Origin of the sequence: Acidovorax sp. IB03 (genome assembly GCF_016406015.1) — a bacterium.
GTDB classification, from domain to species: domain Bacteria; phylum Pseudomonadota; class Gammaproteobacteria; order Burkholderiales; family Burkholderiaceae_C; genus Acidovorax; species Acidovorax temperans.
In genome coordinates this window covers 57,662-84,014 of the sequence record NZ_JAEFCH010000014.1, presented here as the reverse complement: position 1 = coordinate 84,014, position 26,353 = coordinate 57,662, and the positions used below count along the sequence as shown (strand labels likewise).

The window sequence follows — 26,353 nt, the reverse complement described above, 5'->3', positions numbered from 1 at the left end:
TCACACCACCTTTGTTATGGAACTCACTTCGCTCACCGTGCTGGTGGACATCCTGGACGCAGGCAACCTCAGCCAGGCAGCCCGCAATTTGAAGATGACGCGGGCCAACGTGAGCTACCACCTGCACCAGCTGGAAAAGTCAGTCGGCGTGCAACTGGTGCGCCGCACCACGCGCCGGGTGGAGCCGACCGAAGTGGGCCTGCGCCTGTACGCGCATGGCCGCGCCATCCAGAACGAGATGCTGGCCGCGCGCGAAACCATTGCGACGCTGGGCCAGGGCCTGCAGGGCCGCGTGGGCCTGAGCGTGCCCAGCGGTTACGGGCAGATGGTGATGTCTGACTGGCTGATCGACTTCAAGCGCCTGTACCCCGGCATCGTGCTGGATGTGCGCTTTGAAAACCGGGTAGACGACCTGATCCGCGACGAAGTGGACATCGCCATCCGCGTGATGCCCGAGCCCCCGCCCACGCTGGTGGCCCGCGACCTGGGCAGCGTGCGCTACATCGCCTGCGCATCCCGCGCCTATGCCGAAGCGCAGGGCCTGCCGCAAACCTTCGAGGCGCTGCGGGCTGCGCCGGTGATCACGTCAGGCGTGGTGGGCAAGCAGCTGCGCCTGCGGGGCTACCAGGGTGAGCAGCGCCAGGAGGTGCTGCTGGAGCCAACCATCATCTCCGAGCACTTTCCGTTTCTGCGCCAGGGCATTCTGGCCGGGCTGGGCGTGGGCCTGGTGCCCGACTACGTGGTGCAAGACGCCGTGACCAGCGGTGAGGTGCTGACCACGCTGGACGAATGGCGCCTGAGCATTTTTGGCACGCAGATGTTCATGCTCTACATGCCCGACAGGCACCAGACGCGCGCGGTGCGCACCTGCATCGACTACCTGCTGGGGCGCGCACTGCCCACGCAGGCGTGATTCAGATCCACATACAAAAATAGCCTCTAGCGCTTGATAGATAAGCGCCAGAAGCTATTTTTTTGATAGCAAGCCTTACCCACAGGTATGGGCAGAGATGGCTATTGAGATCAGAAAGCGTACCGGGTGTGCGTTTTCACGCCCCCTCAGATGCGCCCTTCTTCCACCGCATGGCACGCAATGCGGATGCCGCCCAGCGTGAGCAGTTGGGGCCGCTCGGTGCGGCAGCGCTCGTTCACATGCGGGCAGCGCGGGTTGAAGGCGCAGCCCGGTGGCGGGTTCAGCGGGTTGGGCACCTCGCCCTGCACGGGGGTGCGGGCCTTGCCGGTGTCGTGCATCTTGGGGATGGCATCGAGCAGCATGCGCGTGTAGGGGTGGCGGGGCGTGTCAAACAGCGTGTGCTTGTCGGCCAACTCCACCAGGCGGCCCAGGTACATCACGCCCACCTGGTCACTCACATGGCGCACCACGGCCAGGTTGTGGCTGATGAACAGGTAGGTGAGCTGCCGCTCGCGCTGCAGGTCCTTCATGATGTTGAGCACCTGCGCCTGCACCGACACGTCGAGCGCGCTGGTGGGCTCGTCGCACACCAGGAACTCGGGCTCGGTGGCCAGGGCGCGCGCAATCGAGATGCGCTGGCGCTGGCCGCCCGAGAACTGGTGCGGGTACTTCACCATGTCCAGCGGCGACAAACCCACCGACTGCAGCAGCTCGCCCACGCGTTGCTTGAGCTGGGCCTTGTCGGTGATGAGGCCATGCTCCTTGAGCGGCTCACCAATGATGTCTTCCACCAGCCAGCGCGGGTTCAGGCTGGCATAGGGGTCCTGGAAGATCATCTGGATGCGGCGGCGCATGGCCTTGGCATTGCCGCCCTTGAAGGCGGCGTGGGCGTCTTGCCCATCAAAAGTGAGGCCACCACGAGTGGGGTCGTACAGGCCCACCAGCAGGCGGGCCACGGTGCTCTTGCCACAGCCGGATTCGCCCACCAGGGCCAGCGTCTTGCCCTTCTCGATCTCGAAGCTCACCCCGTCCACAGCGTGCAGCAGCGTGCGGGGTTTGCCCTCCAGCACGCGGTTGAGCCAGGGGGCGGACACGTCGAAGGTCTTGGCCAGGTCGTGCGCCTGCACCAGGGGCTTGTGTGTGGAATTCACTGCGCTGCTCATGCGGCCACCTTGGTGTTGTCAGCGGCGTGCAGCCAGCAGGCGGCGCGGGTGTTTCCGGCACTCATCAGGTCGGGACGGTCGGTCATGCAGCGGTCAAATTTCTGTGGGCAGCGCGGGTTGTAGGCGCAGCCCTGGGGAATGGCGTTCAGGCGCGGCATGGCGCCATCGATCTGGTTCAGGCGCTCGCGGTCTTGCTCCATGTCGGGGATGGAGGCCATGAGGCCGGCGGTGTAGGGGTGCGAGGGCTGGTTGATCACATCGTGCACCGGGCCAATCTCGGCCACGCGCCCGGCGTACAGCACGGCCACGCGGTCGCAGGTTTCGGCAATCACGCCCATGTCGTGGGTGATGAGCATGACAGCCGCACCGCGCGATTTGCAGATGTTTTTCAGCAGCGTGATGATCTGCGCCTGGATGGACACATCCAGCGCCGTGGTGGGCTCGTCGGCCACGATCAGCTTGGGCTCGGCCGCCAGGGCCAGGGCAATCACCACGCGCTGGCGCATGCCGCCCGAGAACTGGTGCGGGTAGTGGTCAATGCGCTCTTCGGCCGCCGGAATGCCGGTGTCCTTGAGCAGCTGGATGGCGCGCTGGCGGGCTTCGGCCGCGTTCACGGGCAGGTGGGCCAGGATGGTTTCCGTCAACTGGCGGCCCACTGTGTACAGCGGGTTCAGCGAGGTCAGCGGGTCCTGAAAAATCGCACCGATGCGGCGGCCACGGATGTGGCGCATTTCTTCGTCGCCCAGGTTGTCGATGCGCTGGCCTTCGAGCAGGATCTGGCCCGAGGCCACACGGCCTGGAGGTTCGAGCAGGCCGATGATGGCCGCGCCGGTGAGCGACTTGCCCGCGCCCGATTCACCCACCACGCCCAGGATCTCGCCGGGTGCGATGGAGAAGGAAATGTCGTCCAGAGCGCGCAGGGTGCCGCGGCGGCCTGGAAATTCGACGACGAGGTTTTTGACTTCTAGAAGGCTCATGGGAGTATCGACTTTTGTTCTTGTGATGGCTTAGCGAAGGCGCGGGTTCAGGGCATCACGCAGCCAGTCGCCCAGCAGGTTCACAGAAAGCGCAATCAGCACCAGCATGACGCCGGGGAACACGGTAATCCACCATTCGCCCGAGAACAGGTAGTCGTTACCAATGCGGATCAGGGTGCCCAGCGAGGGCGATGTGGGAGGCGCGCCCACCCCCAGGAAGGACAGCGTGGCCTCGGTGATGATGGCCGTGGCCACCTGGATGGTGGCCAGCACCATGACGGGGCCCAGCACATTGGGCAGCACATGCTTGCGCATGATGCGCAGCGGCGAGACACCGGTGACGCGGGCTGCCTGCACATATTCCTTGTTGCGCTCCACCAGCGTGGAGCCGCGCACGGTGCGCGCGTACTGCACCCAACCGGTGAGCGAAATCGAGATGATGAGCACGCCAAACGCCAGCGACTCGTGCGCGTTGGGGAACAAGGCCCGGCCCACACCAGCGATCAACAGAGCCACCAGGATGGCTGGGAACGACAGCATCACGTCGCACAGGCGCATCAGCACGGCATCGATCCAGCCGCCCCGAAAGCCGGCCAGCAAGCCCAGGCCCACGCCCACGACCACCGACAGCAGCACCGACGCCAGGCCCACCACCAGCGAGATGCGGGCGCCGTAGATCAGTGCAGAAAGAATGTCACGGCCCTGGTCGTCCGTGCCGAGCAGATATTTGGTGGTGCCATGCTCGCTCCAGGCGGGTGGCAGGCGCGCATCGCTCAATTCGAGCGTGGCCAGGTCAAAGGGGTTGTGCGGTGCCACCCAGCCGGCAAAGATCGAGCAGAACACGCACACCAGTGCAATCAAGGCCGCCACCATCGCCATGGGCGAGGTGCGGAAGCTGTAGCCAACGTCGCTGTCGAGCCAGCGGGCAAGTGTTTTTTTCATCGTAAGAACCAGAGGCATCCGCCAGCGCACCAGGCTTGTGGCCTTCGTGCGCTGCGGTCAACAGAAAAAGCGAAACGGGAAACAGCGTGGAATCAGGGCAGGCTGATCCACTTGAAGTACATGAAGTTGTCGGCCAGCTGCACGAGCTTGACCTTCTTGTTCACGCCCCAGGCCAGTGCTTGCTGGTGCAGTGGGATGTGGCCCACATCGGCGGCATGCAGGTCAAACGCTTCCTTGATGTAGGCGTTGCGCTTGTTCTTGTCCGTCTCGGCCTGGACCTTGAGGGTCAGCTCGTCCACCTTGGGGTTGCAATAGGCCCCTAGGTTGAACTGGCCTGCGCCCTTGTCGTCCACGCAGCGCATGATGGCATTCATGACGTTGTGCGCGTCGTAGGTCGCGGGGGTCCAGCCCAGCATGTAGAAGCTGGTGTCGCGGCGCAGCACCTTGGGGAAGTAGGTGCCCTTGGTTTCGGCCTGCAGGTTGATCTTGACATTGATGCGCGAGAGGTTGGCCGCCACCGTCTGGCAAATGCGCCCGTCGTTCACGTAACGGTCGTTGGGGCAGTTCATCGACACTTCAAAGCCGTTGGGGTAACCGGCCTCTGCCATCAGCTTCTTGGCGGCTTCCACGTCGTAGGGCAGTCGCTTCATCTCAGGCTGGAAGCCGTTGATGCCAGGGCCCACCAGTTGCGCGGAGGGGTTGGAAGCACCGCGCATCACGGTCTTCTTGATGCCTTTGATGTCGATGGCCTGATAGAAGGCCTGGCGCACGCGCTTGTCCTTGAAGGGGTTCTTGCCCTTGACGTTGGAATACAGCAGCTCGTCGCGCTTTTGGTCCATGCCCAGGAAGATGGTGCGCAGCTCAGGGCCGGTGACGGCGCGGGTGTTGGCGCTGCTGTTGACACGGTCAATGTCCTGAACGGGCACGGGCTCCATCACATCCACTTCGCCCGAAAGCAAGGCCGCCACGCGGGTGGCATCGTTGCCGATGGGGGTGAACACCACCTCGGTCACGTTGCCTTCGATCTTGCCCCAGTAAGAGCCGTTGCGCGTGAACACGGTGCGCACGTTGGGCTGGCGCTCGCGCACACGGAAGGGCCCGGTGCCATTCGCCTTGAACGATGCCGTGTTCTCCACCCCCTTGCGGCGGTCCACAGGCACGGTGGCCTGGTTGGTCTCGCACCACTTCTTGCTCATGATGTACACGAGCGAGAGCACGTCGGGCAGGATGGGGAAAGGCGTCTTGGTTTCAATCTCGACCGTATGGCTGTCGATCTTGCGCACTTCCTTGAAGTCGTTGGTGTAGCTCTTCATGTCCGAGCCTTCGACCTGGGTGCGGGCCAGGCTGAACACCACGTCATCGGCGGTGAAGGGAGTGCCGTCGTGGAATTGCACGCCCTTGCGCAGCTCAAAGCGCCACACCGTGGGCGATGTCTGCTTCCAGCTGGTAGCCAGCATGGGGGTGAGGCTCAGGTCCTTGTTGCGGCCCACCAGGGGTTCGTAGACGTTGCCCGTCACGCTCAACTGCAGGGTCTCGTTGAGCGAGTGCGGGTCCATCGACAAGGCGTCGCCCTGGTTGGCGATGCGCACAGTCTGCGCGCTGGCTACAACGCCGACTGCAGACAGGGCAACAAACAATGCTGTCGCGGCCATTTTCCGTTCGATCTTCATGCGGTTCTCCTGGGAGGGGTGGGGAATTGCGGGTGTGCCCATCATCGTCAAACGGGTTGCGTCAAGGCGTGGGCAGCGGCATGGCCTGCTCGATCAGGCTCGCATGCAAGGCCGAGCCCAGCGGCAGGATGTCGTCATTGAAGTCGTAGCGGCTGTTGTGCAATGCACTGCCGCTGGAGCCGGTGCCCTGCCCTATGCGCAGGTAGGCGCCAGGCTTGGTCTGCAGCATGAAAGAGAAGTCCTCTGCGCCCATGCTGGGCTCCAGGTCGCGCACCACATGGTCCGCCCCCACCAGAGATTCAGCCACATCGCCAGCAAACAGCGCTTCACTTTCGGTGTTGATGGTGGCGGGGTAAATGCGCTCGTAATGCACCGTGGCGGTGGCGCCAAAGCCCAGGGCAATGGCGTTGCACAGATCTTTAAGGCGGTTCTCCACCATCTCCTGCACGAGGGGATCGAACGTGCGCACGGTGCCCACCAGCGTGGCCGACCCGGGCAGCACACTGAAGGCCCCCAACTCGCCAGCCTTCATCGCGCACAGGCTGATGACTGCGCTCTCAATCGGGCGCACGTTGCGCGAGACGATGCTCTGCGCCGCCGTGATGATGTGGGCTGCCACCAGCACCACGTCCACCGTCTGGTAGGCGTGTGCGCCATGGCCGCCACGGCCTGTGATCTCGATGGTGATGCGGTCTGCCGCGGCCATCATGGGGCCCGGGTTGATGCCAATCGTGCCCGGCTTCATGGCGGGCCAGTTGTGCATGGCGTAGATAGACTGCACCGGAAAGCGGTCAAACAATCCGTCTTCCATCATTACCCGCGCACCGGCAAAGCCTTCCTCGCCCGGCTGGAATACCAGCACGGCCGTGCCGTCGAAGTTACGCGTCTGCGCAAGGTAACGCGCAGCCCCTACCAGCATGGCCGTGTGCCCGTCATGGCCGCAACCGTGCATCAGTCCGGGCTTGCAAGACTTCCAGGAAAAGTCGTTGTGCTCCGTCAGCGGAAGCGCATCCATGTCAGCCCGCAAGCCCACCATGGCGCCGCTGGCCACGCTGCGCCCACGGATCACCGCCACGATGCCTGTGCGGCCAATGCCTTGGTGGATCTCATCCACCCCGCAGACCTTGAGCGCCTCTACCACCCGCTTGCCGGTGTAAACCTCTTCAAAACCCAGTTCAGGATGCGCGTGCAGGTCGCGGCGCAATGCAGTCAGCTCAGGATGAAACTGGGCGATGTGGGCAAACGCCCGCCCGCCCGCTTTCAGGCGAGAGCCTTGCATCAGTGCCCCCCGGCCTTGCCCACGCGCAGGCGCGGGTCGACCACGAAGTACAGCAAGTCCACCACCAGATTGATGACCACGAAAATCAAGGCAATCAGGCACAGGTAGGCTGCCATCACAGGGATGTCAGCGAACGTCACCGCCTGGATGAACAGCAAGCCCATGCCGGGCCACTGGAACACCGTCTCGGTGATGATGGCGAATGCGATCAGACCACCCAGCTGCAGACCCGTGATCGTGAGCACCGGAACGAGCGTGTTCTTGAGGGCGTGACCAAAGTGGATGGCCCGGTTGGACAGGCCCCGCGCGCGGGCAAACTTGATGTAGTCGGTGCGCAGCACCTCCAGCATTTCAGCACGCACCAGACGCATGATCAGGGTGAGCTGGAAAATGGCCAGCGTGATGGCTGGCAAAGTGATGTGGTGCCAGCCCTTGGCTGTCATCAGCCCCGAGCTCCACCAACCCATCTGCACGACCTGACCCCGACCGAAGCTGGGGAACCAGCCTAGCGTCACCGAGAACACCAGAATCAGCAAGATACCGATCAGGAAGGTGGGCAGCGATACGCCCAGCAGCGAGATCGTCATGAACAGCTGGCTGGTGAAAGTGCCGCGCTTCAGCGCCGCATACACGCCCATCGGAACGCCCACAATCAGGGCGAGGAACGCGGCTACCAGAGCCAGCTCCAGGGTAGCGGGGAAGCGTTCTGCAATCAGGCGCGACACCTTCGCCCCCTGACGCAGACTCAGGCCAAACTCGCCCTGCGCCGCATTGACCAAGAAGTGCCAGAACTGCACGATGAAGGGCTGATCCAGCCCCAGTTGTGCGCGCAATTCACGAATTTGCTCAGGGGTGGCGTCCTGCCCCAGCAAGAACACCACGGGATCGCCCACATACTGGAACAGCATGAAAGCGATGAAAGCCACCGTGACCATGACAATCACGGCCTGAATCAGGCGGCGCAAAATAAAAGCAAGCATCAGAAAAGCGAAGAATGATGGACCATGCTAACAGGGAAGTTTCTGGCAACGAACGATGGTTTTCGAGCACGCACTGCCGAAAATGACAGGTCCTTCACTCCCTGCATGCAGGAACAGTGCCAGCCATCCCGCCGCTGCAGGCACCTGAAAAATGCCTCGTCCCGCGCCCATTCGGGTTGGGGGGCGAATTCTTGGTTTTTTTTTGTGCCGCCCGCGAGATTCGGATTTTTCCAAAAAAGAAAAAAACCGGATCACTATCGCTAGCGACCCGGTTTTCCCTTGGAAACCTGCGCCACTCTGTTGCCAGAGCAGCGCTTTTCCCCCACCAGTGATTAGAAGCGGTGACGAATACCCATGGTGACACCGGTACGGCTGCGGGCGTTGCCGCCGCTGCCGTCGAGCACCAGCGCACTACCGCCGCTTATGCTGGTGTGGTCCACGCCAAAGTAGGCGTCAGTGCGCTTGCTGAAAGCATAGTCCGCCACGGCGACATAGAAGTTGACGTTGCCATTAGACGTGCCGTTGACCGAGCCTGATTGCTTGCCGCGGAAGTAATGCGCACCCAGGTTCAGTTGAGGCGTCAGCTGATAGCCCACGCCCACCTTGAACATTTGGCGCTTGTCGGCATCACCCGGCTGGAAGCCGCCGTTGGTCTGACCCGCCCAGAACTGGCCCAGGAGTGCTCGGTCTACGATGTTACGGAAACCCTGGACCGGGCTGGTCACCGCAGCGTATTTCGCCTTGTTCAGGCCGTAGCCGGTGCTGAAGTACCAAGGGCCGGTGCGATACGAACCGCCCAGGGTCCAGGCATCGACATCGGTGCCGCCAGGCAGCGTCGTGCGCATGTAACCGCCACCCAATGCGAAGCCGTTGGCGGCGTAGCGCAGATAGCCGCCAGCCGTCTGCCAGGCGCCGCCGTTGAGCGTGCCAGCCACATAGGCAGGAACCTGTGCCGCAGAAGCTGGCAGCCCCGCTTCCAGTGCCTTGGTGTCGTTGTTCTCGTCAAACGAATATTGCAGCGAACCCACGAAGCTGCGGTCCGGCGTTGCGAAGGTGTACTTCAGCATGTTGCTGGTGCGCGCTCCCATGGCCATGCCCAGCTCAGGCTTGTAGGCCTCCATGTACGGAGAATAGGGGAATGAAGCGTAGGTGCTGGTCACGACGTCGAACAGCACGTTCCACTGGCGCCCGGCGGTCAGGCGACCATAGGGGCCCTGCAGGCCCACATGGGCGAGCTGGAAAAACGGCGCATTGGCGGCGGGTGTGCCTGAATCGGCGTCAAAACGGTTTTCCAGGGTCACCAAGGCCTTGGAACCACCGCCCAGATCTTCCTCCACGTTGATACCCAAGCGGCTTTGCGACATGCCGCCACCAATCATCTTCGACAGACCATCTTTACCGGCGCCTTCGTTATTGGTATGGCGATAAGCCACATCAACGATACCGTAAAGCTGCACCGAACTGGTGCTGGTGCTGGCTTGTGCAAATGCAGAACCAGAAGCGAGAGCAATAGCTCCCAGAGCAAAGAATTTCTTAGCAGCGACTTTTTTCATGGATCCCATCTCTTTCTGAGGTTGAAGTGGCTAGGGGCAGTTTAGTAAGCACCCTCCCCGTCAGGACCCCTTTGTTGCTCAATCCCTACACAGGGTTTCCCTAATAGAACGACCGTTCACTTATAAAAGATTCACGCAGAACCCCTCTTCTGCAAAAGTGGATGCGTGACCCTCATCCACCCACTTCTGCAACGCCAGGCTTCAAGGCCATATCCACCTCCCACAAAGTGGCGAAACAAAGCATCCGTAAAGAAAATAAACACCCATGAAAAAAGCCACCCGTCTTTCGACGGGTGGCTTGGGTCACGTCTGTGAATGCTGGCACAAGGCCAGCAAGTCATCAGAAGGCGTGACGGATACCGACTTGGTAGCCGGTCTGGCTGTCGCCAGCGCGGGCATCAATGGTACCCAGGCCCTTGGCAGACAGATTCAGTTTCGAGGCATCCTTGTTGTCCATGTATGCCACGGTGCCGTACACAGCGGTGCGCTTGGACAGGTTGTGGACATAACCCAGGCTGATCTGGTGGGCCTTGGAGTCGATGGCCTTCTGGTCATACAGAGCGTATTGCAGCTTGACTTCGCCAGCGCCCACAGGAGCGGATGCGCCCAACATGTAGGCGTTAACCTTGCGCTCGGAACCGCCAGGGACATCATCCTTGGTCTGCTGCAGGATGGCGTTCAGCTTGACAACGTTCAGGTTGTACGAACCGCCCAAGGTCAGACGATTGCGGTCAGCACCATTGACGGCAGTAGCACCGGAGCCCAGGGTCAGGGCGCTGCTCTCGTCATAAGACAGGGCAACACTCAAAGGGCCGTTGTCATAGGCAACATAACCACCAACGTAACGACCCTTCTTCGAGTTCGTCGTGTCAGCCTTTTCGTCGAAGCCATAGCCCAGGCCAGCGGTGAAGCCGCTGAAGTTGGGGGTGTAGTAGCTGATCATGTTGCTCGAACGGATGCCGTTGGCATCGTTGTTGTTGTTAGCCGTGGTTTGGTTGTTGCCATTCCAGTCGCTCCAGCCCATGAATTGGCCGATGCCGACCTGGCCGAACAGGTCGTAGGAGATGAACTTGGAGTAGCCAGGGGTCAGGTCACGGCCCAGGCGCACTTCACCGAAACCACCAGCCAGGCTGACCGTGGAACGACGCTTGAAATTGAAGCCAGAAGCATTGCCGTCGTCACCGAAGATTTCGCCTTCCAGCCAGAAGCCAGCCTTCAGACCGCCACCCAGGTCTTCCACGCCGCGGAAGCCCAGACGGCTCGTTGCGTTGCCGCTGGTGCCAATGCCATACTTGCTGTCAGTGTTGGTGCCAGCAGCGTTGGAAACGCCGTCGAGGTAGCTGACGTTGGTATCAACAATACCAAACAGGGTCACGGAAGATTGGGCCATTGCAGCGCCGGAAGCAGCCAGCACAGCCAGGGCAATCAGGGATTTTTTCATTGCGAGTTACTCCAAGGTTAAACATAGGGCGCCGGTACGGGGGGTCTATGGTGAAAGCACCTGCACAGTCCCGCCGGTTCCCCGGGCCAACCTCCTGGTGGGGAAGTTGCCCCTATTGCACCAGAGCCCGCCGGGTTTCGCAAAGGAATTCACCCACAATCGGCCGGAACGGAGAAAATCGTTGCAGTGGTGCAACATCCACCAGAGTCATCAATTCGCAGCATTTCCTTGCAAAGAAGGATCTGAGCGGCATGATTTCTGTATCTTTGTGAAATTGATACGTCAAAACACCTTTGAAGCATGGACCGCCTACTTTCCAGTCTCGACAATGCCCTGCGCACCTTGTTTGCTCAGCCTCATGCGCATGAAAATTCACCAGCCCAGGGGGTGAACGAAGCCGCGTTGAACGACGAGCAGAAAAAACTGGCGGGAGCTTTGATGCGGGTGAACCATGTGGGTGAAGTTTGCGCCCAGGCGCTGTACAGCGCACAGGCCCTGGCCACCAAAGACGAGCATTTGAGACAGCATTTGCTTCAGGCAGCCCGAGAAGAAACAGACCACCTGGCCTGGACCCACGAGCGACTGCAAGCGCTGGGCGCCCGCCCGAGCTTGCTCAACCCCCTCTGGTTTGCAGGGGCATTTGCCCTGGGCTTTGTGGCTGCCAAGGTGAGTGACCGGGCCAGCCTGGGTTTTGTGGTGGAAACGGAACGCCAGGTGGCAGAACACCTGCAAAGCCACCTTTCCAGACTGCCAGAGGAAGATGCCGCCTCCCGCGCAGTGGTTGAACGCATGAAACAGGACGAGGAACGGCATGCCGAGGAGGCTGCATACCGCGGCGCCTTGCCCCTGCCCAAAGCGGCTCAGGGCTTGATGCGTTTTGCAGCCAAGGTGATGACAACCACGGCGCACCGCATCTGAGGGGCGCGCCGGGAGGCGGCCGCCCTCCTTGCTGCAACCTTAGGCCTCTACCAGGTCAAAACCAGTGGTGATCTCGGCCGTTTTGCCCAGCATGATGCTGGCGGAACAGTATTTTTCGTGGCTCATCGCAATGGCACGTTCCACGGCCGCCGCAGGAATGCCACGCCCCGTTACGGTGAACTGCATGTGGATCTTGGTGAACACCTTGGGATCGGTGTCCGCCCGCTCGGAAGTCAACTTGACGCTGCAGCCCCGCACATCGTGGCGCCCCCGCTTGAGGATCAGCACCACGTCATAGGCCGTGCAACCGCCGGTGCCGGCCAGCACGGTTTCCATCGGCCTGGGGGCCAGGTTTTGGCCTCCATTGGCGGGGTTGGCCGCGTCGGGCGCACCATCCATGACCAAAACGTGGCCGCTCCCGGTTTCTGCGACAAAGCCCATTCCGGACCGGGTACCGGCCGCGGCCGTCCAACTGACTGTGCATTCCATGTGTTTTTCTCCTGGGGATCGCATGGGGGCAGGACCCATGCGTGGTTTTTTTCTTACGGTTTTACCAAGCCGTCAAAAACGGCTGCGAATTTTTGCTGCATCGCAACAAGCATGAGGATACAATTCACCCATGCGCGGTTGTTCAAACAAACAACCAAAAGCAATCAGTACAAACGCTGGTTTGCTCGCTCCGATTGTCTCCTCCATCTCCTCAAAGGATGGATTCAGCCCCAGGCCTCACGGCCTGGGGCTTTTTTTTGCCCCGGGTTTGGTCGCAATGCACCCAGCGCCACCCAGGCCAGCACCGCAGAGACTGTTTAAAAAACAAGCGCCAACCGCCCCCACTATGATGTGTGCCCCGCCTGCTCTGCTGGGCGGGTGATCCTATCGCCCCATGACACAGCCACTCACCCCCGCCGATTACCTGAAAAAAATCCTCACCGCCCGCGTGTACGACGTGGCCGTGGAGTCCCCCCTGGAGCCTGCCAAAAACCTGAGCCAGCGCCTGAAGAACCGGGTGCTCTTGAAGCGTGAGGACCAGCAGCCTGTCTTCAGCTTCAAGCTGCGGGGGGCGTACAACAAGATGGCGCACCTGACGCCTGCGCAGCTGGAACGCGGCGTGATCTGCGCTTCGGCCGGCAACCACGCGCAGGGCGTGGCCATGAGCGCCAAGCGCCTGGGCGTGCGCGCCGTGATCGTGATGCCCACCACCACCCCACAGCTCAAGATTGACGCGGTGAAGAGCCTGGGCGGCGAAGTGGTGCTGTTTGGCGACAGCTACTCGGACGCTTACGGCCATTCGCTCAAGCTCGAAAAGGAGCAGGGCCTGACCTTTGTGCACCCGTTCGACGACCCCGACGTGATTGCCGGGCAAGGCACGATTGCGATGGAAATCCTGCGGCAGCTGCAAAGCCTGGGCAGCAACCAGCTCAATGCGGTGTTCGTGGCGATTGGCGGCGGCGGGCTGGTCAGCGGTGTGGCCAATTACATCAAGGCCGTGCGGCCCGAGGTCAAGATCATTGGCGTGCAGATGAATGACTCGGACGCGATGATCCAGTCCGTCAAGGCACATGAACGCGTCACCCTGCCCGATGTGGGCCTGTTCTCGGACGGCACCGCCGTCAAGCTGGTGGGCGAGGAAACCTTCCGCATCGCCTCCGGGCTGGTCGATGAATTCATCACCGTGGACACCGATGCCGTCTGCGCTGCCATCAAGGACGTGTTTGTGGACACGCGCAGCATCGTCGAGCCCGCCGGCGCACTGGCCGTGGCCGCCATCAAACAGTATGTGGACACGCACCACACCGAAGGCGAGACCTATGCCGCCATTTTGTGCGGCGCCAACATGAACTTCGACCGCCTGCGCTTCGTGGCCGAGCGCGCCGAGGTAGGCGAAGAGCGCGAAGCCCTGTTCGCCATCACCATCCCTGAAGAGCGTGGCAGTTTCCGCCGCTTCTGCGAAGCCGTGGGCGCCCTGCCCGGTGGCCCGCGCAACGTGACGGAGTTCAACTACCGCATCAGCGATGCCGCCCGCGCCCACGTGTTTGTGGGACTGACCACGCGCGGCAAGGGTGAATCGACCACGATTGCGCAGCATTTCAACCAGCAAGGGTTTGAAACGCTGGACCTGACGCACGACGAGCTGGCCAAGGAGCACTTGCGCCACCTGGTGGGCGGCCACTCGGCCCTGGCGCAAGACGAGCGCCTGCTGCGCTTTGTCTTCCCCGAGCGGCCTGGCGCACTGCTCAAGTTCCTCAGCTTGATGCAGCCGACCTGGAACATCAGCCTCTTCCACTACCGCAACCAGGGGGCCGATTACGGACGCATCCTGGTCGGCATGCAGGTGCCCGCCGAAGACACGGCCACGTTCGACGCGTTCCTGGACACGCTGGGCTACCCCTATGTGGAAGAGACGAACAACCCGGCGTATCGCCTGTTCCTGCGCGCAGGGTCTTGATCAAAATGGCCTCTAGCGCTTATTCAGCAAGCGCAAGCAGCTACTGAATCAATAGCACCTTCAACACAACCGATGCAAGCCCTGCGCCACTACCTGCTGGCCGTGCAGTTCTTCACCCGCATCCCCGTCACGGGGCGACTGGCTGCGTGGGTGGGTTACAGCCCGGCCATGCTGCGTGCCAGCGCGGCGCATTTTCCTGGTGTTGGCTGGCTGGCGGCCGCCTTGTCGTGCGCCGTGTTTGCCTTGCTGCACCAAGGGCTGGGGGCGCAGCAGCCGCTGGCATCCCTGGTGGCTGCGGTGCTGTGCACGGTGGCCACGGTGATGATGACGGGCGGCTTTCACGAGGATGGCCTGGCCGATGTGGCCGACGGCCTGGGCGGCAGCTACGACCGCGAACGGGCGCTGGACATCATGAAGGACTCGCGCATTGGTGCCTTTGGCGCCATGGCCCTGGTGCTGGCGCTGCTGGCCAAGGTCAGCCTGCTGGCGCTGCTGGGCGCGCACAGCCTGGGGGCGGCGCTGGCGGCACTGGCGGGGGGGCATGTGCTCTCGCGGCTGTGGCCGCTGTTCATCGTGCGGTGGCTGCCGCATGTGGGTGACACGGCCCGATCCAAAAGCAAGCCACTGGCCGACCAGATTTCTCGCGGCGCGTTGGCGGCGGCAGCTTTGTGGTGTTTTTTGCCTCTGGCGCTTGTCTATCAAGCGCAAGCAGCTATGTTTTTAATAGCGTCCATCACCATCAGCATGGCGGCAGCCGCCTGGATGGGGCGCTGGTTTGCGCGCCGTCTGCAAGGTTTTACGGGTGACTGCCTGGGCGCCACCCAGCAGGTGGGTGAAATCGGTTTTTACCTGGGTGCCGCCCTGGCGCTGGGCGCGGCGCGATGAACTCGGCTGCGTGGTGGCTGGTGCGGCACGCGGCACCGCAGGTGGCACCCGGCACCTGTTACGGCGCGCTGGATGTGCCTGCCAACCCCCAGGCCACCCAGCAAACAGCACGGCGACTGGCCGAGGCCCTGCCAACGGGTACGCTGATGAGCCACTCGCCGCTACAAAGATGTGAGCAGCTTGCGCACTACCTGATTGCGCTGCGGCCCGATTTGGCTAGCAACCCCGACCCGCGGTTGCGCGAAATGGATTTTGGCGACTGGGAAGGCCGCCCGTGGGCCGACATTGCGCGTGGCGAGATTGACGCCTGGACGCAAGACTTTGCCCACTACCGCCCCGGGGCCGGTGAAAACCTGCACTCCATGCTCGCCCGTGTAGACACAGCACGGCGCGAAGCCCTCAAGGCCCTGGAGCAAGGCCGCCCCGTAGCGTGGATCACGCACGCAGGCGTCACGCGCTGCGTGGCGTGGCTGAGCAATCACGGAGGCAAACTGCCGCTATCGCACCAATGGCCGCTGGAAGCGCCAGGCTGGGGAGATTGGGTGATGGTCCGACCCGGTTTGACCGGTGAAGCACCGGCGCAACAGACGTGACGAGTCGTAGAAGAAAGAGCCCGCCTGCCGACCACAGCAAGGGGTAAGCCCCAAAAAGCAGGCCCGGTGAATAAGAGAAACCGTCAGCCCTTGGGAGGCATCTCCAGGCGCACCGTGGTGGGCCCATCCACCGACGCCCCCAGCGACGCCTGGCGCGGGCCCAGCGACTGCAGCACCAGCCCCGAATCCACCTGTGCTCCCACGCGGAACGGGCGGGCCGGTTTGCCATCCAGAGAGATCAACGCCGCGCCGCCACCGCTGCTGCGGCCTGACAGCACGCCCAGCAGCGCAAAACGACTGGAGGGCGCGGCCACGGCCACCGGTGCCGCAGGCCCGGCGGGTACAGCACCCAGCAGGCGCGCCAGCGCAGTGCCATCCGGCGCAGCCTGGGGCGCGGGGGCCACGGGTGCCGCCATGCCTGAAGGCCGCGAGGACAAACGCAGCCCCCAATAAACCACACTGGCACCCGCAGCGGCCCACAAGACCAAAGTTGCCAGTCGGATGCCCCATTGAGAGTGTGTGTTTGTCACCATGTGGCGATTATGATTCAGCCGATTCGAGACCACCCCGAGAACGCTTGCAGTGAACACACCCTCTTTCTTCTCTCTGTGCCGCGCACGCCGCAGCCTGGCCCGTGGCTTCACGCTCATCGAGTTGATGGTGGTGATGGTCATCATCGGCGTGCTGGCCGCGCTGATCGTGCCCAACGTGCTGGACCGCGCCGACGACGCCCGCGTGACGGCTGCCAAGACCGACATCGCCAACATCGTCCAGCAGCTCAAGATGTACCGCCTGGACAACCAGCGCTACCCCACGGCAGAGCAAGGCCTGCAGGCGCTCATCGCCAAGCCTACCACCGGCCCCATTCCCAACAACTGGAAACCTTATCTGGACAAGCTGCCCAATGACCCCTGGGGCCGCCCCTACCAATACCTGAGCCCCGGCATCAAGGGCGAGATCGACGTGATGTCGTTCGGCGCAGACGGGCAATCGGGCGGCGAAGGCAAGGACGCGGACATTGGCAGCTGGCAGTGACGCCACGCACCGCCGCCCTCGCGTGCATGTCCCCGCATCATTGTTGGCTGGCCTGCTGATTCCGCCGTGCCCGTGCGGCTGCCTGCCTTGAACCTTTTCCACACCGCCCGCCCAGCGCGTGGCTTCACGCTGCTGGAGCTGCTGGTGGTCATCAGCATCATGGCGCTGGCCACGGCGGGCGTTTCCATCGCCATGCGCGACAACGGACAGACGGTGCTGGAGCGCGAAGGCGCCCGGCTTGCCGCGCTGCTGGAGTCGGGCCGGGCCCAGTCCCGCGCGACGGGTGCCCCAGTGCGCTGGCGCGTGACGGAACAAGGTTTTCGGTTTGAAGGCCTGCCCCCTTCGGCCCTGCCCAGCCAGTGGCTGGACCCGGGCATCATCGTGCGCGGCCAGGCCATCGTGGTGCTGGGGCCCGAGCCCCTGATCGGCCCCCAGCAAGTGATCTTGTCGCACCAGCAGCGGCCCGACCAGGCCCTGCGCGTGGTGACCGACGGGCTGCGCCCGTTCACCGTGGAGTCCATGCCATGAGCGCTCAACGCGCGGCGGGCGGGTTCACACTGGTGGAAGTGCTGGTGGCGCTGGCCATCGTGGCGATTGCGCTGCTGGCGGGCACACGGGCGGCCAGCACGCTGACGAGCAATGCACAGCGGCAGACGGACATCGTTCTGGCCCACCTGTGCGCCGAGAATGAGCTCGTCAAGGCACGCCTGTCGCGCCAAATGCCCAGCGTGGGCGACAGCACCCAGATTTGCGAACAGGCGGGGCGGCAGTTCAGCGTGAGCGTGATCGTGCGCCCCACCCCCAACCCGCAATTCCGGCGCATGGACGCGCAGGTGTTTGATGCCGACACGCCCATCCTGCGCATCTCCACCATCATCGGAAGGAACTGAATGGCCACGCTGCGCCGCTCGGCTTTCTTCATCCATTTGCGCAGCCGCTGCTCCAGCGGGGCTGCAACATCCGTGCGTGGCTTCACGCTGATCGAACTGCTGGTGGCCATCAGTGTCATGGCTCTGATCGCCATTTTGAGCTGGCGCGGCATTGACGGCATGGTGCGCACCCAAGAGGCCACCCGCCAGCGCGCGGACGAAATGCTGGTGCTGCAGGCAGCCCTGGCCCAGTGGGGTGCCGATCTGGACGCCCTGGCCCCGCTGGCACAGACCACCCCCCTGGACTGGGACGGGCAAGTGCTGCGCATGACGCGTCGCAGCTCCGCCATCCCCGACGAAGGCCCCGTGGTCGTGGCGTGGACGCGCCGCGCCACCAACAACGGCGCCCAATGGCTGCGCTGGCAATCGCCCCCCGTGCGCACCCGTGCCCAGTGGCAAGAAGCCTGGGCCCAGGCGGCCCAATGGGCGCGCACACCGGGCGATGCAGACCGACGTTATGAAGTGGCGCTGATTCCCATCGATGGATGGCAGGTGTTCTATTACCGCGGCGGGGCCTGGTCCAACGCACTCTCCAGCGCGGGCACAACGCAAGGCACTGCGCCGGGAGTGGGCCAAGGCGCTGACCCCAGCAGCGCCATTCCCGAGGGCATCCGGCTGCAGCTCACGCTCTCGCCCGGCGGGGCGCTGAGCGGCCAGCTGGTGCGTGACTGGGTGAACCCCGCGCTGGGAGGGCGACGCACATGACCAAGCCCATGGCGCAGCACACCATTGACGAGCCCGCGGGCCGCCGCCGGCAGCGAGGGGCGGCCCTGCTGGCTGCCATGCTCACGGTCACGTTGGTAGCCACCTTGGCGGCTTCGGCCATGTGGCAGCAATGGCGCGCGGTGGAGGTGGAGACAGCCGAACGCGGCCGCGTGCAATCCGCATGGATTCTGGTGGGCGCCCTTGACTGGTCACGACTCATTCTTGCGTCCGACGGCCGTGCGGGTGGCCCCGACCACCTGGCCGAACCTTGGGCCATTCCGCTGCAAGAGGCACGCCTGTCCACCTTCCTCGCGGCAGACCGCAACGTGGCCCAGGTGGACGATGCCAGCACCGACACCACGGAAGCCTTCCTCTCCGGCCAGATCACCGACATGCAAAGCCGCCTCAACCTCACCAGCCTGGTCGAAGGCGGGCAGGTACAGGCCGGCGCCCTGCGACAGTTCACGCGGCTTTTTGAGCGCCTGGGGTTGCCCCCGCAGCAGCTCAACGCCTTGGTGGATGCCCTGCGCAACGCCCAGGCAGCGCCGGGCAAGGACGATGCCAACGCACCGCTGATGCCGCAAATGGTGTCTCAACTGGGCTGGCTGGGCCTGCCCGCCAGCACGGTGGCGGCACTGGCACCGCATGTCACCATCCTGCCCGTGCGCACCCCGGTGAATCTCAATACCGCCCAGCTGGATGTGTTGTGGGCCGCTATCGACGGCATTGACCTGGCCGGTGCGCAAAAGCTCATCGCGGCACGCGAATCGCGTCACTTCCGCAGGTCAGACGATGTGAAAGAGGTGCTGGGCGCCAACATGCTGTGGGATGACCAGTTGCACGCCATTGCCTCACGCTACTTTGAAGTGCGTGGGCGCTTACGCCTGGGCCCCTCCACCGTGGATGAGCTTTCGCTGGTGCGAAAAGACGGCACCGTGGCCACCACGCTGTGGCGCCAACGTGGTGTTTTGGACCGCGATTCCGCCGCTGCCGCACAGCCTCTGCGCTGACGCATTGCCAGCCGCGCATTACCGTCATGCCAGCCCCCTAAAATGGTTTGCAAAACCTGCCCATGAGCTCTCTGATCCTTACCCTGCCCCTGACGCCACCGGGCATCACCACCACCTACAGCTACGCACTCACATCCGACGGCCACACGGCCGCTGCCCATGCGCACGCGGCTGCCGGTTTGCTGCCCGAGCCATCGCGCCCTGGCGGCGAAGTGGTGGCGGTGGTGCCTCTGGCCGCGCTGTCGTGGCAGCGTGTCCAGCTGCCGCCCGGCATTCCGCTGGGGGCCAACCAGCAGACACCCCGCCTGCGCTCCATTCTGGAAGGCCTGCTGGAAGACCGCTTGCTGGACGACCCCGCCCAGTTGCACTTTGCCCTGCAGCCTGGCGCCCGCGCTGGCAGCCCGGTGTGGGTGGCCGTGTGCGACCGCAGCTGGCTGCGCGACCACCTGCAGGCGCTGGAGGCAGTCGGCCGACCCGTATCTCGCGTGGTACCTGAATTTGCCCCCGGCCCCACAGCCAGTGGCGGCACTGAAATCTTTGCCATTGGCACCCCTGACGACCCGCAGATGGTTCTGTGCGGCCAGGGGGCAGACCACAGCGTCACCATGCTGCCGCTCTCGGCCGCCGTGCTGGCCTTGGCCGGCCTGACGCCGCAAGCCGAAGACGATGCCGCCGCCCCTGCGGTGCGTGCCGACCCGGCGGTGGCCGAGGCTGCGGAGCGCACTCTGTGCCGCCCGGTCACGCTGCACACATCCACCCAGCGTGCTTTGGACGCAGCGCGCGGTGACTGGGATTTGGCGCAGTTCGAGCTGGCCAGCACCGGCCGCCTGCGGGCCATGCGCAAGGCGGGCTCCGCAGCCAGTGCCTTCCTGTACGGCCCCCAGTGGCGCGCAGCGCGCTGGGCGACAGGGCTGCTGGCAGCGGCGCACCTGGTGGGCCTGAATGCCTGGGCATGGCAAGAAAAGCAGGCCCTGGCGGCCAAGCAAGCGGCCGTGCGCGGCGCGCTCACCACAACGTTCCCCCAGGTCAAGGTAGTCGTCGATGCCCCTGTGCAAATGGAGCGCGAGCTGACCCTCTTGCGCCAGAAGGCGGGCAGCGTGTCGCCCCGCGACCTGGAACCCCTGATGGCCGCTGCTGGGGGCGCCCTGCCCGATGGCCGCGTGCCCAGTGCGGTCGAATTTGCGCCCGGTGAACTGCGCCTGCGTGGCGTGACCCTGGCCCCTGATGAGGAATCTGTGTTCAACACCCGACTGCAAGCTGCGGGCTACCGCGCACGGACCGAAGATGGCACCCTGCTGGTGCGCAGCGAGGGGACGCCATGAGCCGCACCACCGCCCTGCAGGCGCGCTGGAAGGCGCTGGCACCGCGCGAACAAAACCTGGTGCTGGCCGCTGGCGGCATCGTCGCCCTCGCTCTGGTCTGGTGGGTGGCCCTGGCGCCCGCGCTGGCCACGCTGCGCCAGGCCCCAGAGTTGCACCGCAAGCTCGACCTGCAACTGCAGCACATGCAGCGCCTGCAGGCAGAAGCACAGCAACTGCAGGCCCAGCCACAAACCTCGCCCAGCGATGCCGTGGGCGCACTGCGCACCGCGCTGACGCAGCGCCTGGGCACCGCCGCGCAAATGAACGTGCTGGGTGACCGCGTGACGGTCACGCTCAAGGCCGCCCCTGCCGATGCCACCGCCGAATGGTTGGCCCTGGCGCGCACCAATGCGCGGGCCGTGACGGTGGAGGCGCGACTGACGCGCAGCAACGCCGCAGCGCCCTCCAATGCAGGCCCGGCCACACTGGGCAATGCCGCCGCCCCTGCCGCCCCACGCTGGGACGGCACGGTGGTGCTGGCCCTGCCCGCCCGTTAATTTCTCAATCGCCCAGCCGACGCCCTACGCCGTGTTCAACCGCACCCGATCCAGCCCCCGTTCTGCCGATGCCGCCTTGCGCGGCAAGGCACGGTCGCGCTCGCGCGCACTGCCGATGACAGCGGCGCGTGCACCCTGGGGCTGGGCCGTGGCGGGTGCGATGGCAGGGGTGTTGCCCGCGATCGTCGCCTTTGCGCCATCGCAATGGCTGACGCAGCGCCTGGGGGCCGCCACGGGCGGACAGGTGCAACTGACCCAGGCCCGCGGCACCGTCTGGACCGGATCTGCCCAACTCGTCTTGACCGGCGGCGGCGCCAGCCAGGACAGCGCCGCCCTGCCCGGCCGCCTGGAATGGCAACTGCGCCCGTCATGGAACGGCCTGCGGCTCCAAATCAACGCCACCTGCTGCACTCCACAGCCCCTGCAGGCGCAGGTTCGCGTGCAACTGGGGCAGGTGCGCGTGGCACTGCAAGACAGCCGTAGCCAATGGCCCGCTGCCGTGCTGGCAGGTCTGGGCACGCCGTGGAACACCCTGCAACCGCAAGGGCAGTTGATGCTGCAGACCCAGGGGCTGGAGGCCGTCTGGTCCGCGGGCCGCATGGCCCTGGCCGGGCGCGCCCAGCTTGACGCCATGTCCATGTCATCGCGGCTATCGACCTTGCGCCCCATGGGCAGTTACCGGCTGGAGCTGACGGGCGGCGAAGTGCCAGCCCTGGCCCTCAGCACCTTGCAGGGGCCGTTGCAACTGACGGGCAGCGGCCAATGGGTGAGCCAGCGGCTGCGCTTTGCGGGCGAGGCCTCTGCCGCGCCAGACCGTGAAGCGGCCCTGGCCAATCTCCTGAATATCATCGGGCGGCGCAGCGGCGCACGCTCCCTCATCACCGTGGGTTGACCCTATGACGACTTCCATCCTTTCGCCACGCCTGCGCTTTGCTATGAATAGCATAGCTTTCAGCGCTTTCCTGGCGTGCCTTAGCGGCCAAATTCATGCCCAAACTGCGATAGGCACGGGCACCAGCAGCGTGCGCGCCGGGGAGCCGGTCACGCTCAATTTCGCCAACGCCGAGATCGAAGCCGTGGCCCGCACCATGGCCACCATCACCGGGCGCAACGTGGTGGTGGACCCCCGCGTCAAAGGCCAGCTCACGCTGATCACCGAACGGGCGGTGCCGCCCATGGCCGCGTTCCAGCAATTCCTGGCGGCGCTGCGCCTGCAAGGCTTCACAGTGGTGGAGTCTGCAGGTTTGTACAAGGTGGTGCCGGAAGCCGATGCCAAGCTGCAGGGCGGCAGCGTGAGCGTGTCGCAGGGCGGTGCCACGGGCGGGCCCGCCGGTGGGCAGATCGTCACGCAAATCTTCAAGCTGAACTTTGAAAACGCGGCCAATCTGGTGCCGGTGCTGCGCCCGCTGATCAGCCCCAACAACACCATCAACGTGAACCCCGGCAACAACTCGCTGGTGATCACCGACTATGCCGACAACCTGCAGCGCCTGGCGCGCATCGTGGCGGCGATGGATGTGTCCAACGCCACCGACGTGGAGGTGATTCCACTGCGCAATGCGATTGCGGCCGATTTGGTGCCGCTGGTATCGCGCCTGATTGATGGCGGCAGCAACGGCGCAGCGCCAACTGCCGTGCAGGGGCAAACCGACAACGCCTTCAAGACCACGCTGCTGGCCGAGCCCCGCAGCAATTCGCTGATTCTCCGGGCTGCCAACCCTGCCCGCGTGGCCATGGTGCGTTCGCTGGTTGAGAAGCTGGACCAGCCACCAGCGCCCGGCAGCAGCGCATCCACCGGCAACATCCACGTGGTGTACCTGAAGAATGCCGACGCCACCAAACTGGCCACCACCCTGCGCGCGGCCATGTCCAGCGCCAGCGGCGCGGCCACCATGAGCACAGGTGGCAATGGCTCGTCCACGCCCAGTACCAGCACCGGCATCACCAACACATCGATGCTGGGCAGCGGCACCAGCAGCAGTTCCGCAGGCCTGGGCTCTGGCACGGCTCTGGGGGCTGGGGCCGGCAGCAGCAATACCAACAGCAACCAGCCTTCCACCGGCGGGCAAATCCAGGCCGACCCGACCACCAACTCGCTCATCATCAGCGCACCCGAGCCCCAATACCGCCAGCTGCGCGCGGTGATCGACAAGCTGGACGGCCGCCGCGCGCAGGTGCTGGTGGAAAGCCTGATCGTGGAAGTGTCGGCCAGCAAGCTCGCGCAGTTTGGCATTCAGTGGCAAGGCACCATCGGTGCGGGCAACAACGGCACGGTGGGCGTGATCGGCACCAACTCGGGCACCGCAGGCGCCAACATCCTGGGCGCGACAGCGGCCATCGCCTCAGGCAACGCCACCACCATCGCCACCGCCGTTGGCTCGCTGGGCGGCGGGCTCAACATGGCGCTAGCCCCCCGCATCAATGGCCAGTACTACCTGGGCGCACTGGCCAACTTCCTGCAAAACAGCGGCGATGCCAACGTGCTCTCCACCCCCAACCTGATGACGCTGGACAACGAGGAAGCCAAGATCGTGATCGGCAACAACGTGCCGTTCGTCACGGGCTCCTACGCCAACACCGGCGGCAATTCTGGTGCGGTGAACCCATTCAACACGGTGGAGCGCAAGGATGTCGGCCTGATGCTGCGCGTGCGCCCGCAGATCAGCGAGAACGGCACGGTGAAGATGTCGATCTACCAGGAAGTCTCAAAGATTGACGACTCCACGCGCAAGGACACCAACGGCCCCACCACCAGCAAGCGCTCCATCGAGTCGAACGTGGTGGTGGACGACGGCAACATCATCGTGATTGGCGGTCTGCTGGAAGACAGCTATTCGCAGGCCGAGGACAAGGTGCCGGTGATGGGCGACATCCCCGTGGTGGGTGCGCTGTTCCGCAGCGAGAACCGCTCGCGCAAGAAGACCAACCTGATGGTGTTCCTGCGCCCCGTGGTGGTGCGCGATTCCATGACCAGCGATGCGCTGATGACCGACCGCTACGAAGCCATTCGCGCGCTGCAGCAAGTGGTGCAGCCTGACAACAACCTGGTGATGCGTTCGGTGTCAGGCGCCCCCATCCTGCCACCGCTGGAGCCCCGCGCAATGCCAGCAGCGGCAGAGCCTGCACTGCAACCCGCCCCTGTTCCCGCTGCGGCACAGCCGCCCGCGCCCATGCCGCCACAAACGGCTGTGCCTGCGGCCCTTGCGGCACCAGCACCTGTCGTGGCGACATTGCCGCCCACAGCGGAAGCGGAACCAGCTGAAGCCGCCCCATCGCCAGCGCCTGCCAATGCACTGCCGCCCTCATATTTCGTGAACGTTGGCATTTTTTCCAACGGCAAGACGACGCGCGACACCGTGGCCAAGCTGCGCAAAGCAGACTTGCCCGTGAATGTGCAGGCCGTGAACACCAACCGTGGCTCGCGCACCCGCGTGCGGGTGGGGCCCTTCAATACATTGAAGGCGGCCGACAAGGCAGCGGTATCGGTGCGGGCGCTGGCGCTCGAAGCCGACGTGATCCGCCAGTGAGGCACAGGCTCACCTTTTTGGCCCTTTTACCCCTCCGATAGAACCGCTGATCGACACGCCATGCGCCACCCCCTGCCCTATGCCTTTGCCCGCTCATCACAGCTGCTGCTGGAGGATGATGGGCAACAGCTTGTTCTCTGGCATGGCCCCGCGCCCGACGTGACCGCGCTGTCGGAGGTCTTGCGCAAGCACAAGGTGCGGCACCTGCTGTCGCTGGACGCTACCAGCCTGGCCCAGCGCATCAGCGCCGCCTACGCGCAGGGAGAATCCAGCGCTGCCACGGTGGTGAGCGAGGTCGAGAGCGATGCCGACCTCTCCCGCATGATGCAGGACCTGCCCGCCGTGGAAGACCTGCTGGAAACCGCAGACGACGCCCCCATCATCCGCATGCTCAACGCCCTGCTGACGCAGGCCGCGCGCGACGGGGCGAGCGACATCCACATCGAGCCGTACGAGCGCCACAGCAGCGTGCGCTTTCGCGTGGACGGCACGCTGCGTGAAGTGGTGCAGCCCAACCGCGCGCTGCATGCGGCCCTGATCTCGCGCCTGAAGATCATGGCGGACCTGGATATTTCGGAAAAACGCCTGCCGCAAGATGGCCGTATCAGCCTGCGCCTGGGCACGCGCGCCATCGACGTGCGCGTATCCACATTGCCCAGCGCCCATGGCGAGCGCGCCGTGCTGCGCCTCTTGGACAAGAGCGAGAACAAGATCAGCCTGGAAGCCGTGGGCATGCAGGGCGAAACCCTGCGCCGCTTTGAGGGGCTGATCAGCCAGCCCCACGGCATCATCCTGGTGACCGGACCCACGGGCTCGGGCAAAACCACCACGCTGTATGCCGGCCTGGGCCGCCTCGACGCCACGCGCAACAACATCATGACGGTGGAAGACCCGATTGAGTACGAGTTGCCCGGCGTGGGCCAGACGCAGGTCAACAGCAAGATCGACCTGACATTTGCCAAGGCCTTGCGCGCCATCCTGCGCCAAGACCCGGACATCATCATGATCGGTGAAATCCGCGACTTCGAAACCGCGCAGATCGCCATCCAGGCCTCGCTCACCGGTCACCTGGTGCTGGCCACGCTGCATACCAACGATGCGGCCAGCGCCGTGACGCGCTTGATCGACATGGGGGTGGAGCCCTTCCTGCTGTCTTCCTCACTGCTGGGCGTGCTGGCCCAGCGGCTGGTGCGCAAATACTGCGGCAGCTGCCACGGCAAGGGTTGCGAGGCCTGCGGCCACACAGGCTACGCAGGGCGCACCGGCGTGTTTGAGTTGCTGGTGACGGACGACGCCATCCGCGCTCAGATCCACGCCCAGGCGTCAGAAGCCGAAATTCGCACCGCAGCCCTGGCTGCTGGCATGACGCTGATGCGCGAGGATGGCGAGCGGCTGATTGCTGCAGGCATCACCAGCCGCGAGGAAGTGCTGCGAGTCACCAGGGATTGAGCCCCGCAGCAGGTGAGGGCGCCCCACCGCTCAGGTGAAGCCCCCTACCTGGCAAACCGGCCCTAACCCGGGGCCCTGGG

Annotated in this window: 25 protein-coding genes; 15 read left to right on the top strand and 10 right to left on the bottom strand. The window is 64.3% G+C overall.

Going from position 1 to position 26,353, the window contains the following annotated elements; all coding sequences use genetic code 11:
* Positions 1 to 16 precede the first annotated feature (16 nt).
* Positions 17 to 913 (top strand): LysR family transcriptional regulator, encoded by an 897-nt coding sequence (locus IHV84_RS10240; RefSeq protein ID WP_198846776.1) that lies wholly within the window; start codon positions 17 to 19, stop codon positions 911 to 913.
* 146 nt (positions 914 to 1,059) lie between these two features.
* Here the strand turns inward: IHV84_RS10240 and IHV84_RS10235 are convergent, their stop codons facing one another.
* The 8 genes from IHV84_RS10235 to IHV84_RS10200 all read right to left on the bottom strand — a co-directional run bounded on the left by IHV84_RS10235 (position 1,060) and on the right by IHV84_RS10200 (position 10,918).
* On the bottom strand, positions 1,060 to 2,076 hold the full coding sequence (locus tag IHV84_RS10235; RefSeq protein ID WP_198846775.1) for an ABC transporter ATP-binding protein: 1,017 nt from the start codon (positions 2,074 to 2,076) through the stop codon (positions 1,060 to 1,062).
* Entirely contained in the window at positions 2,073 to 3,053 is a 981-nt protein-coding gene (locus IHV84_RS10230; protein WP_198846774.1) for an ABC transporter ATP-binding protein, read from the bottom strand. Before IHV84_RS10230 ends, IHV84_RS10235 begins: the two co-directional genes overlap by 4 nt.
* 30 nt (positions 3,054 to 3,083) lie before the next feature.
* The gene (locus IHV84_RS10225) at positions 3,084 to 3,995 is read right to left on the bottom strand and encodes an ABC transporter permease (RefSeq protein WP_044399790.1); all 912 of its coding nucleotides are present in this window, start codon (positions 3,993 to 3,995) and stop codon (positions 3,084 to 3,086) included.
* Positions 3,996 to 4,087: 92 nt separating this feature from the next.
* A complete protein-coding gene (locus IHV84_RS10220) occupies positions 4,088 to 5,647 on the bottom strand; it encodes an ABC transporter substrate-binding protein (RefSeq protein WP_370541247.1) in 1,560 nt (519 codons plus the stop codon).
* A 79-nt stretch (positions 5,648 to 5,726) separates the two neighbouring features.
* Positions 5,727 to 6,944: a M20 aminoacylase family protein gene (locus IHV84_RS10215; RefSeq protein WP_198846772.1), complete on the bottom strand. Its 1,218-nt coding sequence runs from the start codon at positions 6,942 to 6,944 to the stop codon at positions 5,727 to 5,729.
* On the bottom strand, positions 6,944 to 7,924 hold the full coding sequence (locus IHV84_RS10210) for an ABC transporter permease (RefSeq protein ID WP_044399781.1): 981 nt from the start codon (positions 7,922 to 7,924) through the stop codon (positions 6,944 to 6,946). Before IHV84_RS10210 ends, IHV84_RS10215 begins: the two co-directional genes overlap by 1 nt.
* 332 nt (positions 7,925 to 8,256) lie before the next feature.
* On the bottom strand, positions 8,257 to 9,477 hold the full coding sequence (locus IHV84_RS10205) for a porin (protein WP_198846771.1): 1,221 nt from the start codon (positions 9,475 to 9,477) through the stop codon (positions 8,257 to 8,259).
* Between the two features lie 340 nt (positions 9,478 to 9,817).
* Positions 9,818 to 10,918, bottom strand: a complete 1,101-nt coding sequence (locus IHV84_RS10200; RefSeq protein ID WP_198846770.1) for a porin — start codon at positions 10,916 to 10,918, stop codon at positions 9,818 to 9,820.
* A 300-nt stretch (positions 10,919 to 11,218) separates the two neighbouring features.
* On the opposite strand from IHV84_RS10200, the gene coq7 reads away from it, so the two are divergent.
* A complete protein-coding gene (coq7, locus tag IHV84_RS10195; RefSeq protein WP_198846769.1) occupies positions 11,219 to 11,836 on the top strand; it encodes a 2-polyprenyl-3-methyl-6-methoxy-1,4-benzoquinone monooxygenase in 618 nt (205 codons plus the stop codon).
* 39 nt (positions 11,837 to 11,875) lie between these two features.
* Here coq7 and IHV84_RS10190 read toward each other — a convergent pair whose 3' ends face one another.
* Positions 11,876 to 12,325: an OsmC family protein gene (locus tag IHV84_RS10190; protein WP_198846768.1), complete on the bottom strand. Its 450-nt coding sequence runs from the start codon at positions 12,323 to 12,325 to the stop codon at positions 11,876 to 11,878.
* Between the two features lie 394 nt (positions 12,326 to 12,719).
* Between IHV84_RS10190 and ilvA the strand changes: the two genes are divergently transcribed.
* The 3 genes from ilvA (at position 12,720) to IHV84_RS10175 (ending at position 15,760) form a co-directional block, all read left to right on the top strand.
* Positions 12,720 to 14,282 carry a threonine ammonia-lyase, biosynthetic gene (gene ilvA / locus IHV84_RS10185; RefSeq protein WP_198846767.1) on the top strand — a complete coding sequence of 521 codons (1,563 nt, stop codon included), beginning with the start codon at positions 12,720 to 12,722 and terminating at the stop codon, positions 14,280 to 14,282.
* 72 nt (positions 14,283 to 14,354) lie between these two features.
* The gene (locus IHV84_RS10180; protein WP_198846766.1) at positions 14,355 to 15,167 is read left to right on the top strand and encodes an adenosylcobinamide-GDP ribazoletransferase; all 813 of its coding nucleotides are present in this window, start codon (positions 14,355 to 14,357) and stop codon (positions 15,165 to 15,167) included.
* Positions 15,164 to 15,760: a histidine phosphatase family protein gene (locus IHV84_RS10175; protein ID WP_198846765.1), complete on the top strand. Its 597-nt coding sequence runs from the start codon at positions 15,164 to 15,166 to the stop codon at positions 15,758 to 15,760. Before IHV84_RS10180 ends, IHV84_RS10175 begins: the two co-directional genes overlap by 4 nt.
* A gap of 83 nt (positions 15,761 to 15,843) precedes the next feature.
* On the opposite strand, the gene IHV84_RS10170 is transcribed toward IHV84_RS10175, so the two are convergent.
* Positions 15,844 to 16,293, bottom strand: a complete 450-nt coding sequence (locus tag IHV84_RS10170) for a type II secretion system protein N (protein WP_066782495.1) — start codon at positions 16,291 to 16,293, stop codon at positions 15,844 to 15,846.
* Positions 16,294 to 16,342: 49 nt separating this feature from the next.
* On the opposite strand from IHV84_RS10170, the gene gspG reads away from it, so the two are divergent.
* The 10 genes from gspG to IHV84_RS10120 all read left to right on the top strand — a co-directional run bounded on the left by gspG (position 16,343) and on the right by IHV84_RS10120 (position 26,273).
* Complete coding sequence (gene gspG / locus IHV84_RS10165; RefSeq protein ID WP_370541245.1) at positions 16,343 to 16,795, top strand: type II secretion system major pseudopilin GspG; 453 nt, start codon at positions 16,343 to 16,345, stop codon at positions 16,793 to 16,795.
* A 78-nt stretch (positions 16,796 to 16,873) separates the two neighbouring features.
* Entirely contained in the window at positions 16,874 to 17,323 is a 450-nt protein-coding gene (locus IHV84_RS10160; protein WP_198846788.1) for a prepilin-type N-terminal cleavage/methylation domain-containing protein, read from the top strand.
* Positions 17,320 to 17,685 (top strand): type II secretion system minor pseudopilin GspI, encoded by a 366-nt coding sequence (gene gspI, locus IHV84_RS10155; protein WP_198846764.1) that lies wholly within the window; start codon positions 17,320 to 17,322, stop codon positions 17,683 to 17,685. The genes IHV84_RS10160 and gspI overlap by 4 nt, the downstream gene beginning before the upstream one ends.
* A complete protein-coding gene (locus IHV84_RS10150) occupies positions 17,686 to 18,429 on the top strand; it encodes a prepilin-type N-terminal cleavage/methylation domain-containing protein (protein WP_198846763.1) in 744 nt (247 codons plus the stop codon).
* Positions 18,426 to 19,439, top strand: a complete 1,014-nt coding sequence (gspK, locus tag IHV84_RS10145; RefSeq protein ID WP_233099942.1) for a type II secretion system minor pseudopilin GspK — start codon at positions 18,426 to 18,428, stop codon at positions 19,437 to 19,439. The genes IHV84_RS10150 and gspK overlap by 4 nt, the downstream gene beginning before the upstream one ends.
* A gap of 62 nt (positions 19,440 to 19,501) precedes the next feature.
* Positions 19,502 to 20,761: a type II secretion system protein GspL gene (gspL, locus tag IHV84_RS10140; RefSeq protein WP_198846762.1), complete on the top strand. Its 1,260-nt coding sequence runs from the start codon at positions 19,502 to 19,504 to the stop codon at positions 20,759 to 20,761.
* On the top strand, positions 20,758 to 21,297 hold the full coding sequence (gene gspM, locus IHV84_RS10135; protein WP_044399741.1) for a type II secretion system protein GspM: 540 nt from the start codon (positions 20,758 to 20,760) through the stop codon (positions 21,295 to 21,297). Before gspL ends, gspM begins: the two co-directional genes overlap by 4 nt.
* A gap of 115 nt (positions 21,298 to 21,412) precedes the next feature.
* Positions 21,413 to 22,189 carry a type II secretion system protein N gene (gene gspN, locus IHV84_RS10130; RefSeq protein WP_198846786.1) on the top strand — a complete coding sequence of 259 codons (777 nt, stop codon included), beginning with the start codon at positions 21,413 to 21,415 and terminating at the stop codon, positions 22,187 to 22,189.
* Positions 22,190 to 22,193: 4 nt separating this feature from the next.
* Positions 22,194 to 24,824: a type II secretion system secretin GspD gene (gspD, locus tag IHV84_RS10125; RefSeq protein WP_198846761.1), complete on the top strand. Its 2,631-nt coding sequence runs from the start codon at positions 22,194 to 22,196 to the stop codon at positions 24,822 to 24,824.
* 60 nt (positions 24,825 to 24,884) lie between these two features.
* Positions 24,885 to 26,273 (top strand): GspE/PulE family protein, encoded by a 1,389-nt coding sequence (locus tag IHV84_RS10120; RefSeq protein WP_066692732.1) that lies wholly within the window; start codon positions 24,885 to 24,887, stop codon positions 26,271 to 26,273.
* Positions 26,274 to 26,353 lie beyond the last annotated feature (80 nt).